Raw genomic sequence first — 14,622 nt, forward strand, 5'->3', positions numbered from 1 at the left:
ACAAAACCCCCTTCGGCGCCGTCTCGTGCGAGAATAGGCGACATGGATCAACCGAGCCCGCCCGCCGCCGTCGAATCCCCTGCCCTCGACGCGCGCGCCAAGCGCACCCTGCTCTGGCTAATCGCGTTCTCGTTCTTCATGCAGATGCTCGACTCGACGATCGTCAATACGGCGGCGCCGAGCATCGCCGACGCCCTGCGCGTGTCGCCGCTGTCGATCAAGACTGCCCTGATCAGCTACACCCTGAGCCTCGCCGTGTTCATTCCGCTGAGCTCGTGGATGGCCGACCGCTACGGCACGCGCCGGGTGTTCTGGGCGGCGATCGCGATCTTCACCGCGAGCTCGCTCGCCTGCGGCCTTGCGCAGAATCTGCCGATGCTCGTCATCGCACGCGTCGTCCAGGGTTTCGGCGGCGCGATGATGATGCCGGTCGGGCGCCTGGCGATCCTGCGCAGCTTTCCCAAAGCCGAATTCGTAGGCGCGATGGCATTCGCAACGATACCGGGCTTGATCGGCCCGGCGATCGGCCCGCTGCTCGGGGGCCTGTTCTCGACCTACCTGTCGTGGCGCATGATCTTCTTCGTCAACCTGCCGTTCGGTCTGATCGGCTTGTGGATGACCCTGCGGCACATGCCCGACTACCGCGCGGCCACGCCGGTGCCGCTCGATCTCGCCGGCTTCGTGCTGTTCGGCCTCGGCGTCGGCGGCGTGTCCTGGGCGCTGGAACAGGTGATCGAGGCGAACTATCTGCAGACCGCCCTGATCGGCGTGCCCGCGATCGTGCTGCTCGTCGTCTATGCGATGCGCAGCCTGCGCATTGCGTATCCGATCGTCGACCTGAACCTGCTGCGCGTGCCGAGCTTCCGCATCGGCGTCAACGGCAGCTTCACCACGCGGCTCGGCGTCGGCGGCGTCTACTTTCTGTTGACCCTGCTGTTCCAGGTCGGCTTCGGCTACTCGCCGGTGATGGCGGGCTTGCTGCAGACGCCACAGGCGCTGGCGATGCTGTCGACGCGGTTCTTCGTCGCCTCGATCATCCGCCACCTCGGTTACCGTCGCGTGCTGATCGTCAACACCGCGCTCGCCGGGTTGATGATCCTGTCGTTCGCGACGTTCTCGGCCGACACGCCGATCTGGCGCATCTGCACTCAGGTATTCGTGTTCGGCGCGGTGATGTCGATCCAGTACACCGCGGTCAACACGCTCGGCTTCGTCGACCTCGTCCCGGCGCAGGCGAGCATGGGCTCGTCGATGTCGAGCACGGCGCAGAACCTGTCGATCAGCTTCGGCGTCGCCTTCGGCTCGCTGCTGATGGCCTGGTTCCTGCCGGCGGACGCCGCGCGCGGCGAGCACTACATCGGCGCGTTCCGCGCGACCGTGACCGTGCTCGGCATCGTCACGATGCTGTCGTCAGCGGTGTTCTACCGCGTGCCGCGTTCGGCGGCGGCGTGATCATCCGTTGAGTGTGCCGCACGGAATGAAAATCTGAAGCGACGCAGACGTCGGCGTATATCATTTCGTTTTTTCCGTATGCGAGCGGCCAGGGACAGAGCGACATGGGGGGAGTGGAAAGAGTCGAATACGCCAACACGTTGCGCGGCATTGCTGCCGTCTGCGTCCTCATCTCGCATTACGCCGGAGTGTTCTGGAAGCGCCCTGAAGCCGTCGCAGCGCTGCTGCATATTCCTGCCGCGCAGGTAACGATGCCGGGGTATCTGGCCTGGCTGCATCCGTCGTCCCATCTCGACTGGGGTCCGTTCGGCGTCGGCGTGTTTTTTCTCGTGAGCGGTTTCGTCATCCCGTTTTCCTTGCGGAACGCGTCTTGCCCGGCGTTTCTGATCGGGAGATTCTTTCGTATCGTTCCGCTGTATGCGGCGGGTTTTTCGATCAGCCTCGCTGCGTTGTGGATCGTCGGCAGATACTTCGGCGTCGAATGGCCGTTCGGCTTCAAGGAAGTGCTCGTCCACTACATCCCGGGCATCCGCGACCTGCTCTGGTCGACGAACATCGATGGCGTGATCTGGACGCTCGAGATCGAGATGAAGTTCTACCTCGTCTGCGCTGCGGCCATTGTCTGGTTCCGGCGCAAATCGCCTCTGGTGTTCGTCGTACCCGCGGTTCTCGCCGTGATCGGACTGTACGTGGCCGGCCAACTTCAGTTCTGGCAGGCATCGGCTCCCGCCGCCTATCGATTCGGGCTCGGCCTGACCCACGCCATTCCTTATCTCGTCTTCATGTTCATCGGCACGCTGTTTCACTTCCTGCACACGCGATCTCTGCGTGCGGAACTGGCGCTTTTCATCGGAACATCCCTGTTCGCAATGTTCGCGTGGCTGCTCATGACGGGCGTCTTCTCGGGTGAAGCCACCTTGCTCTGGAGTTATGTCCTCGCGACCTTGCTGTTCGGATTCGCCGCCAGTTTTCCGCGCTGCTTCAGAGCCACGCGTCTCGGCAATTTTTTCGCCGACATCAGCTACCCGCTGTATGCGATTCACGGAGTCGCGGGATATGTCGCCCTACGCCTGCTGCTCGATGCCGGCGTGGCCACGTGGGCCAGTCTCGCCGTAACGACGGCCGCGGCCCTGGCCCTGGCCTGGCTGCTGCATGTGGCGATCGAAGTGCCCAGCGACAGGCTCGGCAAGCGGCTCGCGCGACGCCTGCAATTCGGCGCGGCGGCGCCCGATGCGGCGAGCGAGCCGGCGATCCACGGGCAGGCAGGCTAAGCCTCGAGCCTGCCGGAAGGGCTAGGTCGTCCCGAGCATGACGCCGCGAGCAGCGCTGTCTTTGACATTACTCCGCGCCCGGATCGGCGACCGCACCATCGCGATCAAAGTTTGAACGTCGGCAACTGCCAATCGTAGACCACGGAAACCAGGCGTAGCGCGGCGACCGTGACGAGACCGAGCGCCATCGCCCAGCGTCGCTCCACACCGAGGCGCTGGGCGACGAGGTAGAGCACGATCCCGGCGATCGCCGCCGTGGCATAGATGTCTTTCTTGAGGATCATCGGCACGCTGCCGCTGAGCACGTCGCGCAGCACGCCGCCGGCAACACCGGTCATCGTGCCCATCATGACGACGATGATCGGCGCATGCCCCGTGCGTTCGGCAAGCTGCGCCCCGGTGATCGCGAACAGCGCGAGCCCGAGCGCATCGGCGATCAGCAAGGCATGCGCCGGCACGGGCAGGAAACTCGTGTAGACGATGGTGGCGACGGCCGTCGCGCAGATCACCCAAGGATAGGTCGAGTCCGCGACCCAGAAGATCGGCTGGCGCCCGAGCAACAGGTCGCGCAAGGTGCCGCCGCCGATCGCCGGCAGGGTCGCGAGCACGATCACGCCGAACCAGTCGAGGCCCGCGCGCCCTGCCGCGAGCGCCCCGGAAACGGCGAACACGGCGACACCGGCGAGATCGAGTGCGTAGAGGATGCGGGCGCTGCTCCAGCGCGAGCGCGTCGTCGTTGCGTTCAAGAAAATTCCCCGAAACTACTGCTGCGACAGTGCGCGCAGCTTAATCCGAAACGCCGGATCGTTCACGGCACCGCGCGACGGGAAGTCGTGGCCCCGTATCCGCAAGCGCGGCCGACACCGGGCGCGCAATGCGTATCAACGCAACTGGCTGTCCTTGCTGCCGCGCCGGTTGTAGCCGCTGAACGCCGCCTCGTCCTCGTCGCGTGCGGACTGGCAGGCCACGCACAAACGCACGCCCGGCACGGCCTTGCGCCGAGCCTCGGGAATTTCGGCATCGCATTCCTCGCAGCGTTTCAGGCTCGGCCCGCGCGCCGCGCGGCTGCGCGCACGCTTGACCGCGTCCGCGATCGTCGCATCGATTTGATCCTGCACGGCGCCATCGCCGGCCCAGCCCGTGGCCATCGTCGTCTCCGCTCGCTCGGCGAAACTCCGCCTACATGCATGATGGCGACGGTCGGGGCAAAGCTCAACCCGCAGCGACGCACGCCGGGTCAGGCCGCCGCGCCGTCGGTCAAGGCGCCGGCTCCGGCGAAGATCGCTTTTCCTCGCCGGCCGGCGGCGCCGCAGTGCTCAAATGCCTGCTCAAAAATGCGGCAATCAAGGGATAGGTCTGCGCCCTGTTCTTCATGTCGCGGATGCCGTGGCCTTCCCCCTGCAGGCGGATCAACGACGGCGGCCGCCCGGCGAGATTCAGCATGCGCACCAGGCGACGCGCATTTTCATAGTCCACGCGCTCGTCTTCCGTGCCGTGGACGATGAGCACGGGAGCCTTGAGTTCGTCGAGGCGATAGATCGGCGAGGTGCGCAAGAGCGCGTCGGAGCCGTCGTTCGGATTGCCGATGTATTTCTCCAGCGCTTTGCGCCGGACCGCGTTGAACGCGCCGTCGCTGGCGGTGAACGAGAGTATCCGGTCGCTGATGCCGGAAATCGAGACGACGCAACGGAAGCGGTCCGGATGGCGCACCGCGGACATCAATGCGGAATAGCCGCCGTAGCTCGTGCCCATCGCGCACATGCGGCCCGCATCGAGCGGATATGCCGCCAGGGCGGCATCGACGGCGCTGTCGATGTCGTCCTCGATCAAGGTGCCGTAGCCGCCTTTCGCCGCTTCGCGATAGGCGCGTCCGTATCCTTCCGAACCACGAAAATTCACCTGCAGAACCGCGTAGCCCAGGCCGGCGAGAAACTGCACTTCCGGGTCAAAGTGGCGCTGATCGCGGATGCCTATCGGACCACCGTGGGCAAGCACGATCAAAGGGCGCTTGCCGGCGGCGGAAGGCAAGGTCAGGTAGGCCTCGATCGATTGCCCGTCCGCGCCCCGGGCGCGCACGACGACGCTCGGCGTCCACTTCTTTTTCGATAGTGAGGGCGTGGCTTCGTCGATCAGCGACGCGCGGCGCGTTTCGGTATCGAGCCGATAGACGGTAAACGGAAAATCGCTGCCGTCGACGCCGAGAATCGCGACCTTGCCCTCGTCGTCGCGCGACATGACCACGGCCGTCTTGTCCGGGAAGGCTTTTTCTATCAGCGCATTGAGACGGCGGTCGGCCTCGTCGAAATAGCTGCTGACAAGATTGCCCGAGTCGTAGTACCTCGCGCCTATCGGTGCCCCGGCGCGATTGAAAATCACATCCTGTATGTCGGTGCCTTCCTTGGAGAAAAGCGTCTGTGCAATGGTCTTGGTCGATGGATCGAAAACGACGAGGTCGCGCTGATTGCGCCCGTAGTCGCTGAAGCCGTAGATCAGACCGCCGTTCGGCGACACCTGAAAAGGCACGAAATACGGCTCGTCGTCTTCCTTGAAGCGGATCAACTCCTGATAGCTGCCGCTCTGCCCGTAAAACAAGCTTATCTGTTTGCCGACCATCGCCAAGGCCGCGCGCACGCTGCCTGCACCATCGGCGTACCACAAGTAATCGTCGTTCAGCCCTTTGTTCAGACGCGTGTCGAAACTGCGGTCGGAATTCTTGACCGACGCATCGCTGGTCATGTCGACCGGATGCACCATCGGTTTGCCGCCCGGACTCGCGCTGGCGATCAGAATGCGCCGCGGATCCGGGGACGAACCGCCGACCACCCTGCCGGTATAGGGCAAATTGACGTTCCTGGCATTCAAGGGCTTGCCGACGGCATTGTCGACATGGAATGCGGCAATGAAATTCTTGTCGCCCGGTTCACCGAGGCTCGCCACGAGCGTGCGATTCCCGAACCATTGCATGCTTTCGACGCGAAACGGCGGATTGACCAAACGCCTGACTTCGGACGCGCGCAGGTCGATCAGATCGATTCCCCATTTTTCCTTTTCGTAGACGGACTCCGCGAGCAGATCGCCCGCCGGATTGACCGACACCGAGGCAATCCTGCCGGTTTGCCACAGTTCCTCGATCGGCAGCGACGGCGTCAGCGGCGACGGCAGTTCGCTGAGCTTGTCGAGATCGGCGAGTTTCTTCTCGGGATGCGCCGCACGCAGTTTGCGGTAATGCTCGACGAACGGATCGGCATAGTGGCCGATGTAGACGAACTTCATCGAATTCAGCGACGGAAACTGTGTTTCGAGCCAGTCCATCGCCTGCAAGGCCCGGTCCATCGTGCGCATGCGGCTGCGCGTACCGCCGCTGCGGCGGAACAGCAGATCGCCCGGATAGTTGACCACGCCGGGGCGTATCTCGAATTTGAATTCGACCTCGTCGGACAGTTCGTAGTAGTAGTTCGCGAGCAGGCCGACGCGATCCCAGCGATACTTGCCGGCCGGCGCCGCATAAAGCTTGGTGGTGACGCCCTGCTTCAGGTCCTGCAGCTTGGCCGACGAAAAAATATTTCCTTCTTTCTGGATGCGGACATAGTAGATCTCCGCCAGAGTATCGACCGATACGAGTAGCAAGCCTTCGTCCGCACCGAGCTTGACCTCTTGGCCCGGCGCGATTTCGCGCAGAAACGCGTGACACTCCTGCACTCCCAACAGCAGGACGCACGCGACGAAACAGACGAATCTTCCGACGATCCCCACGACGTTCCCCCCAAACAGCTCCCGCCCCTCGCAGCCGTCCCGGCCCGGCTGCAGGCACTACCCCGGCGCCCGCTCGATGCGGTTATTCGGATGCGGCCTGATCGAGGAAGTACGCCACCACCTCGCCCTTGAACCTCAAGGTCATCGGCCGTCCGCGACGGTCGAGCGCGCGCGGCACGGCCATGCGCACCCAGCCTTCGCTGACGCAATATTCTTCGACCGTGGTCTTTTCCTCGCCGTTGAAGCGGATGCCGATGCCGCGCGAGAGCACGGCCTCATCGTAGAACTTGCTGCGCGGATCGTTGGAAAGATGATCGGGAGGCGTGTCGCTCATATGCGGAATCGAGTTCGGAATCAGGAGCGCGAATTGTAGTGGGCCAGCGTCGCCTCCGCATCCGCCGCGGCGATCTCGCGCTCCCAGTCTTCCATCAGCGTGATCAGCACGAGCTTGTCGAATTCGCGCGCGAAACGCTGCACGATCGGCTCCGGATCACGCACGCGCTTGCCGTCGACGATCAGGCCGAAATAAACATTGCCGTTGTAGGAAAGAATCGACAAGCCCATGCCAATCGAGCCCGACTGCGGCACCCAGAACATCAGTTCGTCGACTTCGCAGCCGGCCAGATAGAGCGGCATCTGCGGACCGGGCACGTTGGTCGCGACCGTCGACGCCTTGCGCGAGAACAGTTCGAGGGCGACGCGCTGGATCGCCGCCGGCGCCATGCCGACCGCGGAAAGCAGGCCGAAAGTCAGCGCGGCCTGCTTCGACTTCTTCAGCTCGCGCATGTTCGCCGCGACTCGTTCGAGCCGGCGCAGCGGATTGGCCTCGCCGATCGGCAGGTCGAGAAAGACCAGACCGAAATGATTGCCGAGTTTCTTCGCGTGTTCGAGCGGACGCAGATTGACCGGCACGGTGGCGCGTATCGTCAGCCCGTCCACCGGATCGCCGATCTCGCGCAGATGTCCGCGCAGCGCACCCGCGGCGCAGGCGAGCAGCACATCGTTGACCGTGCAGCCAAGCTCCTTGCCGATGGTCTTCACTTCTTCGAGCGGCAGCGGTTCCGCCCAGGCCACGCGCTTGGCCTGGCCGAGCGGGCCTTTGAACGCGGTCGGCGGATCGTCGGGCAAGGTCAGCGCGACCGCGAGTTCGCGCGCGATTTCGCCGCCGTCCTTGGCGAGCGCGGCGGCGAGTTCGGGATTCGCCACCAGCTCGCTGCTTTTGTCGAGCGCCATTTCGCCAAGCGCGAGCGCCTTCGACAGGCCCGCGCTGGCCGGTTCGAGCAGGCGCTTCAACACGCCGCCCTGGTCGCGCTTGAGCCAGACCTTCGCCAGCTCCTTGTGCTGCTTCTCCGAAGGGCTCGCATCGGTCAGCGACAGCAGCACCTGGACGAGCGCCATGCCGTCCGCATAGCAATGATGGATGCGCGCGACCAGCACGCTGCGGCCGCGCTCGCCGTTCGGCGCGTAGTTGTCGACCAGATGAAACTGCCACAACGGCTTGGCGTGGTTGAGCGGCGTCGAGGCGAGCTCGCTGACGAATCTTTCGAGCTCGACCTTGTCGGCGTTGCCGGGCAGCGCGGCGACGCGCACGTGCCAGTCCATGTCGAAATCGGCGTCGGTCTCCCATTGCGCCGAGCGGACCGAATCGACCGCCTTCTGGCGGAAGCGGCGATAGGCGAGGAAGCGATCTTCGAAGAGTTGCTTGAGCCGGGCGAGGTCGAGGCGCTCTTTGAACATCAGCACGCCGGTGATCATCATCAGATTGGTCGGGCTTTCCATGCGCAACCAGGCGGTGTCGACCTTGGACATCGCCTCGCGCGCGTTGCGTAACGCTGCCGGCATTTCTGATTCCCCATCGGTTATCCTGCAGGTAGCATCCAGCGTCACCAGGGAAAAGGCAACCGCAATGCAGCACGGCACCGACATCCTCCTCAGCCTGTTCGTGATCTTTGTCGCCGCGCGCGTCGCCGGCTGGCTGGCGCGCGCGATCAAGCTGCCGGGCGTGGTCGGCGAAATCGTCGCCGGCTGCGTGATCGGCCCATCGGTACTCGGCTGGATCGCGCCGTCCGAGCCGCTCGAAGTGCTCTCCGAGATCGGCGTGGTTCTGCTGCTGTTCGCTGTCGGTCTGGAAACGCGCATCGACGAGATGAAACGCGTCGGCCGCAGCGCCTTCTTCGTCGGTTTGCTCGGCGTGATCGTGCCGTTCCTGTTCGGCTCGATCTGGGCGCACGGTTCGGGCTTCGACTGGGCAAAATCGCTGTTCATCGCCGCGGCCTTCGTCGCCACCTCGGCCGGCATCACGGCGCGCGTGCTGCAGGAACTCGGCGTGCTGCAGCGCGAAGAAAGCCGCGTGATCCTCGGCGCCGCGGTCATCGACGACATCCTCGCGATGCTCCTGCTCGGCATCGTCACCGCGCTGCAGGCCGGCGAGAACGTGCAGTTCGGCAAGCTCGCAATCGTGTTGCTCGAAGCGATCGGCTTCGTCGTCGTCATCGGCCTGCTCGGCACGCGGCTCGCGCGCCGCTCCGGGCCGAAGCTCGATGCGCGCAAGATCGACCTGCTGCCCGCCGCGCTCGCGCTCTGCCTCGGCCTCGCCTTCCTGTCGACTCAGTTCGGCCTCGCTGCGATCATCGGCGCCTTCCTCGCCGGCATGGTCGCCTCGGAAACGCCGCAGCACAAAAAACTCGAACACGATACGCAGCCGCTGCTGATGCTGATGACGCCGTTCTTCTTCGTGCTCACCGGCGCGAAGATCGAACTGCAGCAACTCGCTTCCGCCGACGCGCTGCTGACCCTCGCCGTGATCACCGCAATCGCGCTCGTCTCCAAACTGATCGGCGGCGGCCTCGGTGCGCTCGCGCTCGGCAAGCGCGGTGCGCTGATCGTCGGCATCGGCATGATGCCGCGCGGCGAAGTCGGCGTGGTCATCGCCAGCCTTGGCCTCGCTGCGGGCGTGTTCTCGCCGCGCACCTATGCACTGATCGTGGCGATGTCCCTGATCACCTCGATCGTCACCCCGCCGCTGCTCGCCCTGCTGTTCAAGCGGGAACGCGGCGCGACCTGAGATTGGCGATCCACACCAGTGCCGCCGCGATCGCGATAAAGCCGACGAGGATTCCCGCACCGTTGACGAATACCTGTGCGTAGCCGAGTTCGCGCACGTTGAAGAACGGGTACGGATAGAAACCGTCCGCGGCGCCGCGCACGAGTGCGTAGAAAAAGTATCCGATCGGATACAGCGCCCAGTGCGCGATCTCGGCGTAGCGCAGGGGCTGCCGCGACGCCGCGAGCCACCACCAGGCCAGGAACAGCGGCGGACATACGTCATGCAACAAGAGTTCGCCGACGAGGCGCAGCCCCTGTGGATTGTCGAAGTCGCGGAGCAGCACGTTCCAAGCCAGACCGACGAGAACCGCGCTCGCCGCAATACCGGTGACGATCCCAGGGCGTGAAAAAAATCCTGTGGATCGGCGCGCCGCGGCAGTCAGTGCGAACGCGGCGAGCAGATTGGTCAGGTTGGTAAAAAACGCGAAGAAGATCCAGGTGATCTCGATCCGGCCGAACCCGCGCGAAGGCCCGATCACGAACCACAGCCCGAATTGATACAACAAGGTCAGCCAGATCGTCGCCGCAGCGAAACGGGCGTAGGCGATTTTCATGCGGCGATTTCCACCTTCGTCGGACTGCGTGCGCGGCGCGCATCATGCGCGCGGCAACGGCCCCGCGCAACGCCTTCGCCTCGCGATCGATCGGCGTTACAGCTCAAGCCGCGCTGCGCGCGGCATCCGCAAGACGGGCGACGGCGGCACGCGCCAACTCGCTGAGTCCTTCGCCCTTCCGCTCGGCGAAATACGCAACGATCTTGCGGCGCATGCGCGGCTCCCAGAAACGCGTCAGATGATTGACGATACCGTCGACCGCGAGTTCGCGGTCGGGTTCCGATTGAAAATAGTCGGCGATGTCGTTGACCATCTTGACCAGTGCGGCCGAAGCGTCGTGAGATTCGTGCAGGCTCATGCGGTGTTTTCCGGTTGCATATTGCGGACACGCGGCGCGGCGACGGCGGCGCGTTCGATCAAACGATGGCCATGCGCATAGAGGCCGTAACCGTCGGCGCGGGCGAAGCCGACCAGAGTCAGATCCGTCTCCTGCGCGAGCGCGATCGCAAGTGCGGTCGGCGCCGAGATCGCGGCGAGAAAGCCGATGCCGACGGTCGCCGCCTTCATCACCATCTCGTAGCTCGCGCGGCTGGTGACGAGCAGAAAGCCCGCGCGCGGATCGATGCCTGCGCGCTGCATCGCTCCGATCAGCTTGTCGAGCGCGTTGTGGCGGCCGACGTCTTCGCGCAGCAGGACGACGCTGCCGTCGAGATTGGCCCAGGCGGCCGCATGCACGGCGCCCGTCGCCGCATTGATCGTCTGCAGCTTCTGCATTTCGCCAAGCGCGCGCAGCAAAGCCGCCTCGCGCACATCGGGCGAGCCGGCTACCGCAGGCGGATGGCGTACGGCCGCATCGAGCGTCTGCGCGCCGCAGAGTCCGCAGCCCGTGCGTCCGGTCAGTTCGCGCACGCGGTCTTCGAGCTTTGCGGCTTTCTCGGCCGGAATGGCGATGTGCAATTCGATGCCGGCCAGCGCTTCGACTACTTCGATCTTCGTGCACTGCGCGGCGTTGTCGATAATGTTTTCGCTGAGGCTGAAACCCAATGCAAAATCTTCGAGATCGGCCGGCGTCGCCATCATCACCGCATGCGGGCGCTCGTTGTAAACGAAGGCAACCGGAATTTCCTCGGCGACTGCGTCGCGCACGCGCGCGGCGACGCCGTGGCGATGACGTTCGACTTCGCGTGTAACGGCGCCGTGGGGAACCGGGTTGTTTGAATGCGATTTCAAGCCGTAGTCGCCTTGCCTCCCTTCTCCCTGCGGGAGAAGGTGCCCGAAGGGCGGATGAGGGAAGAGCCTCGCAATTTTCTCGCGGAATCTTCAACAACGGCAGCGCTCCTCCCTCATCCGGCGCTGCCGCGCCACCTTCTCCCGATGGGAGAAGGAAAGCTATCGCTACTTCGTCACCGCCTCCGACAACAGCTCCTGCTGCCTCTCACTGAACTTACGATAGCGCTGCTGCCAATCCGAAGGCTGGCTGACACGCGTGATCTGCACGGCAGTGACCTTGTATTCGGGGCAGTTCGTCGCCCAGTCGGAATTGTCGGTGGTGATCACGTTCGCGCCCGAGAACGGGAAATGGAAGGTGGTGTAGACCACGCCCGGCTGCATGCGCTCGCTGACCGTCGCGCGCAGGACGGTCTGGCCGGCACGGCTTTCGATGCCGACCCAGTCGCCGTCGACGATGCCTCGGTCTTCCGCGTCCTGCGGATGGAGTTCGAGGCGGTCTTCGCTGTGCCAGCGGCTGTTCTCGGTGCGCCGCGTCTGCGCGCCGACGTTGTACTGGCTCAAAATCCGCCCCGTGGTCAGGATCAGGGGATATTTCGCGTTGACCTTCTCCGCGGTCGGCACGTACTCGGTCAGCATGAAGCGGCCTTTGCCGCGCACGAATTCATGCACGTGCATGGTCGGCGTGCCCTCGGGCGCGGCATCATTACACGGCCATTGGATGCTGCCGAGGCGGTCGAGCTTGTCGAAGCTGACGCCGTGGAACGTCGGCGTCAACCGCGCGATCTCGTCCATGATTTCCGACGGGTGCGCATAGTTCATCGGATAACCCATCGCGTTCGCGAGAAGCTGGGTGATCTCCCAGTCGGCATAGCCGCGCGTGCCGTCGGAATTGCGCGGTTGCATCACGCGGCGCACGCGCGAGATGCGCCGCTCGGCGTTGGTGAAGGTGCCGTCCTTTTCGAGAAACGAGCTGCCCGGAAGAAAGACATGGGCGAACTTCGCCGTCTCGTTGAGAAACAGATCCTGCACGACGACGCATTCCATCGAGGTCAGCGACGCGGTCACATGCTGCGTGTTCGGATCGCTCTGCGCGATGTCTTCGCCTTCGATGTAGATCGCCTTGAATTCGCCGTCGAGTGCGGCTTCGAACATGTTCGGTATGCGCAGGCCGGGCTCGTTCTGCAGCGGCACGCCCCAGGCCTGCTCGAAACTCGCGCGCACGGCATCGTCATCCACATGGCGATAGCCCGGAAACTCGTGCGGGAACGAACCCATATCGCACGAGCCCTGCACGTTGTTCTGCCCGCGCAGCGGATTGACGCCGACGCCTTCGCGGCCGATGTTGCCGGTCGCCATCGCGAGATTGGCGATGCCCATGACCGTGGTCGAACCCTGCGAGTGCTCGGTCACGCCGAGGCCGTAATAGATCGCTGCGTTGCCGCCGGTTGCGTAAAGCCGTGCCGCGGCGCGCACATCGGCCGCCGCCACGCCGGTCACCTCCTCCATCGCCTCGGGCGAGTTTCTCGGCTCGGCGACGAACGCGCGCCACTTCGCGTACGCTTCGGGCTCGCAGCGTTCGCGCACGAAGGCTTCGCTCACCAGGCCTTCGTCGACGATCACGTGCGCGAGCGACGTCACGAGAGCGACGTTGGTGCCCGGCCGCAGCTTCAGGTGATAGTCCGCGCGCACGTGCGGCGTGCGCACGATGTCGATGCGGCGCGGATCGGCGACGATCAGTTTCGCGCCCTGGCGCAACCGGCGCTTCATCTGCGAGGCGAACACCGGATGGCCATCTGTGGGATTGGCACCGATAACGAGGATCACGTCGGCCTGCATGACCGAATCGAAATCCTGCGTGCCGGCCGATTCGCCGAGCGTCTGCTTCAGACCGTAACCGGTCGGCGAATGGCAAACGCGCGCGCAGGTATCGACATTGTTGTTGCCGAACGCGGCGCGCACGAGCTTCTGCACGAGATAGGTTTCCTCGTTCGTGCAACGCGAAGAGGTGATACCGCCGATCGAGTCGCGGCCGTACTTGGCCTGGATGCGCTTGAACTCGCTCGCGGCGTGAGCGATCGCTTCCTGCCACGTCACCTCGCGCCACGGATCGCTAATCTTCGCGCGGATCATCGGCTTGAGGATGCGATCCTGGTGCGTCGCATAGCCGATTGCGAAGCGGCCCTTGACGCAGGAATGGCCGTGGTTGGCACTGCCATCCTTGTTCGGCACCATGCGCACGATGTCCTCGCCGCGCATTTCGGCGCGGAACGAGCAGCCGACGCCGCAGTAGGCGCAGGTCGTCGTCACGCTGTGCTCGGCCTGGCCCTGAGCGATCAGCGATTTCTCGCTCAGGGTCGCGGTCGGGCAAGCCTGCACGCAGGCGCCGCACGACACGCATTCCGAATCCATGAAACCCTCGTTCTGGCTCGCTGCAACTTTCGAGTCGAAGCCGCGGCCCTGGATTGTCAGCGCGAGCGTGCCCTGCTGCTCGTCGCAGGCGCGCACGCAGCGCGAGCAGACAATGCACTTGGACGGGTCGAAGGTGAAGTACGGATTGCTTTCGTCCTTGACCGCAAATAACGGATTGAAGCCTCCCCCTTCAAGGGTGAGGTTGGAGGGGGATGGTGTTTGCGTAGCGGTGAAATTGACACCGCCCCCACCACTTGAAGGGGAGGGCTTGAGCGTGGAGTAAACGTGATTCCTGCCGTCGTAGCCGTAGCGCACTTCGCGCAAGCCGACCGCGCCGGCCATGTCCTGCAGTTCGCAATGCCCGTTCGCCGGACAGGTCAGGCAGTCGAGCGGATGGTCGGAGATATACAGCTCCATCACGCCACGGCGGATGTCGGCGAGCTTCGCGTTCTGCGTCGTCACCTTCATACCGGCCGCTACCGGCGTCGTGCACGAGGCCGGATAGCCTTTCATGCCTTCGATCTGCACAAGACAGAGCCGGCACGAGCCGAACGCATCGAGCAGCTCGGTCGCGCAGAGCTTGGGAATTTGTATACCGACTTCGCTCGCCGCGCGCAGCACCGAGGTGCCGGCCGGCACGCTCACTTCGCGCCCGTCGATGGTCAGCGCCACCTGCTGCGCGGACTTGGACTTGGGCGTACCGAAATCGAGTTCGATTATCGACAACATATTGCCTACCTCATCAAAGCCAGAGCATTTGACCACGGATTACACGGATCACACGGATAAGAGCGAATTCAGAAATTTTCTTGATCCGTGTGATCCGTATAATCCGTGGTTAAAACTGC

12 protein-coding genes are annotated in these 14,622 nt (G+C 64.2%); 3 read left to right on the forward strand and 9 right to left on the reverse strand.

Annotated elements, in window-relative coordinates; all coding sequences use genetic code 11:
• Positions 1 to 42 precede the first annotated feature (42 nt).
• Entirely contained in the window at positions 43 to 1,452 is a 1,410-nt protein-coding gene (locus FFS30_RS11620; protein WP_137913292.1) for an MFS transporter, read from the forward strand.
• A gap of 104 nt (positions 1,453 to 1,556) precedes the next feature.
• The gene (locus FFS30_RS11625; RefSeq protein WP_137913293.1) at positions 1,557 to 2,723 is read left to right on the forward strand and encodes an acyltransferase; all 1,167 of its coding nucleotides are present in this window, start codon (positions 1,557 to 1,559) and stop codon (positions 2,721 to 2,723) included.
• 104 nt (positions 2,724 to 2,827) lie between these two features.
• On the opposite strand, the gene FFS30_RS11630 is transcribed toward FFS30_RS11625, so the two are convergent.
• From FFS30_RS11630 to FFS30_RS11650, 5 genes are all read right to left on the reverse strand, one after another.
• The gene (locus tag FFS30_RS11630) at positions 2,828 to 3,469 is read right to left on the reverse strand and encodes a trimeric intracellular cation channel family protein (RefSeq protein ID WP_212742457.1); all 642 of its coding nucleotides are present in this window, start codon (positions 3,467 to 3,469) and stop codon (positions 2,828 to 2,830) included.
• Positions 3,470 to 3,604: 135 nt separating this feature from the next.
• Positions 3,605 to 3,871: a DksA/TraR family C4-type zinc finger protein gene (locus tag FFS30_RS11635; RefSeq protein WP_137913294.1), complete on the reverse strand. Its 267-nt coding sequence runs from the start codon at positions 3,869 to 3,871 to the stop codon at positions 3,605 to 3,607.
• 109 nt (positions 3,872 to 3,980) lie between these two features.
• Positions 3,981 to 6,476 (reverse strand): alpha/beta fold hydrolase, encoded by a 2,496-nt coding sequence (locus FFS30_RS11640; protein ID WP_137913295.1) that lies wholly within the window; start codon positions 6,474 to 6,476, stop codon positions 3,981 to 3,983.
• An 82-nt stretch (positions 6,477 to 6,558) separates the two neighbouring features.
• On the reverse strand, positions 6,559 to 6,810 hold the full coding sequence (locus FFS30_RS11645) for a DUF3297 family protein (protein ID WP_137913296.1): 252 nt from the start codon (positions 6,808 to 6,810) through the stop codon (positions 6,559 to 6,561).
• Positions 6,811 to 6,830: 20 nt separating this feature from the next.
• Complete coding sequence (locus FFS30_RS11650) at positions 6,831 to 8,318, reverse strand: wax ester/triacylglycerol synthase family O-acyltransferase (protein ID WP_137913297.1); 1,488 nt, start codon at positions 8,316 to 8,318, stop codon at positions 6,831 to 6,833.
• Between the two features lie 64 nt (positions 8,319 to 8,382).
• Here FFS30_RS11650 and FFS30_RS11655 point away from each other — a divergent pair, with 64 nt between their 5' ends.
• A complete protein-coding gene (locus tag FFS30_RS11655; RefSeq protein ID WP_137913298.1) occupies positions 8,383 to 9,540 on the forward strand; it encodes a cation:proton antiporter in 1,158 nt (385 codons plus the stop codon).
• On the opposite strand, the gene FFS30_RS11660 is transcribed toward FFS30_RS11655, so the two are convergent.
• From FFS30_RS11660 to fdhF, 4 genes are all read right to left on the reverse strand, one after another.
• Positions 9,515 to 10,135, reverse strand: a complete 621-nt coding sequence (locus FFS30_RS11660) for a Pr6Pr family membrane protein (protein ID WP_137913299.1) — start codon at positions 10,133 to 10,135, stop codon at positions 9,515 to 9,517. The genes FFS30_RS11655 and FFS30_RS11660 overlap by 26 nt on opposite strands.
• A gap of 103 nt (positions 10,136 to 10,238) precedes the next feature.
• On the reverse strand, positions 10,239 to 10,493 hold the full coding sequence (locus FFS30_RS11665) for a formate dehydrogenase subunit delta (RefSeq protein ID WP_212742458.1): 255 nt from the start codon (positions 10,491 to 10,493) through the stop codon (positions 10,239 to 10,241).
• A complete protein-coding gene (gene fdhD, locus FFS30_RS11670) occupies positions 10,490 to 11,365 on the reverse strand; it encodes a formate dehydrogenase accessory sulfurtransferase FdhD (RefSeq protein WP_137913300.1) in 876 nt (291 codons plus the stop codon). The genes FFS30_RS11665 and fdhD overlap by 4 nt, the downstream gene beginning before the upstream one ends.
• A 165-nt stretch (positions 11,366 to 11,530) precedes the next feature.
• Positions 11,531 to 14,503: a formate dehydrogenase subunit alpha gene (fdhF, locus tag FFS30_RS11675; protein ID WP_137913301.1), complete on the reverse strand. Its 2,973-nt coding sequence runs from the start codon at positions 14,501 to 14,503 to the stop codon at positions 11,531 to 11,533.
• Between the last annotated feature and the right edge of the window lie 119 nt (positions 14,504 to 14,622).

Source organism: Rudaea sp. 3F27F6 (assembly GCF_005503555.1).
Lineage (GTDB): Bacteria > Pseudomonadota > Gammaproteobacteria > Xanthomonadales > Rhodanobacteraceae > Rudaea.

Bases quoted from the DNA above. Each gene is read 5' to 3' on its own strand.
- FFS30_RS11620 (WP_137913292.1), top strand. From the start codon at position 43: ATGGATCAACCGAGCCCGCCCGCCGCCGTCGAATCCCCTGCCCTCGAC.
- FFS30_RS11625 (WP_137913293.1), top strand. From the start codon at position 1,557: ATGGGGGGAGTGGAAAGAGTCGAATACGCCAACACGTTGCGCGGCATT.
- FFS30_RS11635 (WP_137913294.1), bottom strand. From the start codon at position 3,871: ATGGCCACGGGCTGGGCCGGCGATGGCGCCGTGCAGGATCAAATCGAT.
- FFS30_RS11645 (WP_137913296.1), bottom strand. From the start codon at position 6,810: ATGAGCGACACGCCTCCCGATCATCTTTCCAACGATCCGCGCAGCAAG.
- FFS30_RS11650 (WP_137913297.1), bottom strand. From the start codon at position 8,318: ATGCCGGCAGCGTTACGCAACGCGCGCGAGGCGATGTCCAAGGTCGAC.
- FFS30_RS11655 (WP_137913298.1), top strand. From the start codon at position 8,383: ATGCAGCACGGCACCGACATCCTCCTCAGCCTGTTCGTGATCTTTGTC.
- FFS30_RS11660 (WP_137913299.1), bottom strand. From the start codon at position 10,135: ATGAAAATCGCCTACGCCCGTTTCGCTGCGGCGACGATCTGGCTGACC.
- FFS30_RS11665 (WP_212742458.1), bottom strand. From the start codon at position 10,493: ATGAGCCTGCACGAATCTCACGACGCTTCGGCCGCACTGGTCAAGATG.
- fdhF (WP_137913301.1), bottom strand. From the start codon at position 14,503: ATGTTGTCGATAATCGAACTCGATTTCGGTACGCCCAAGTCCAAGTCC.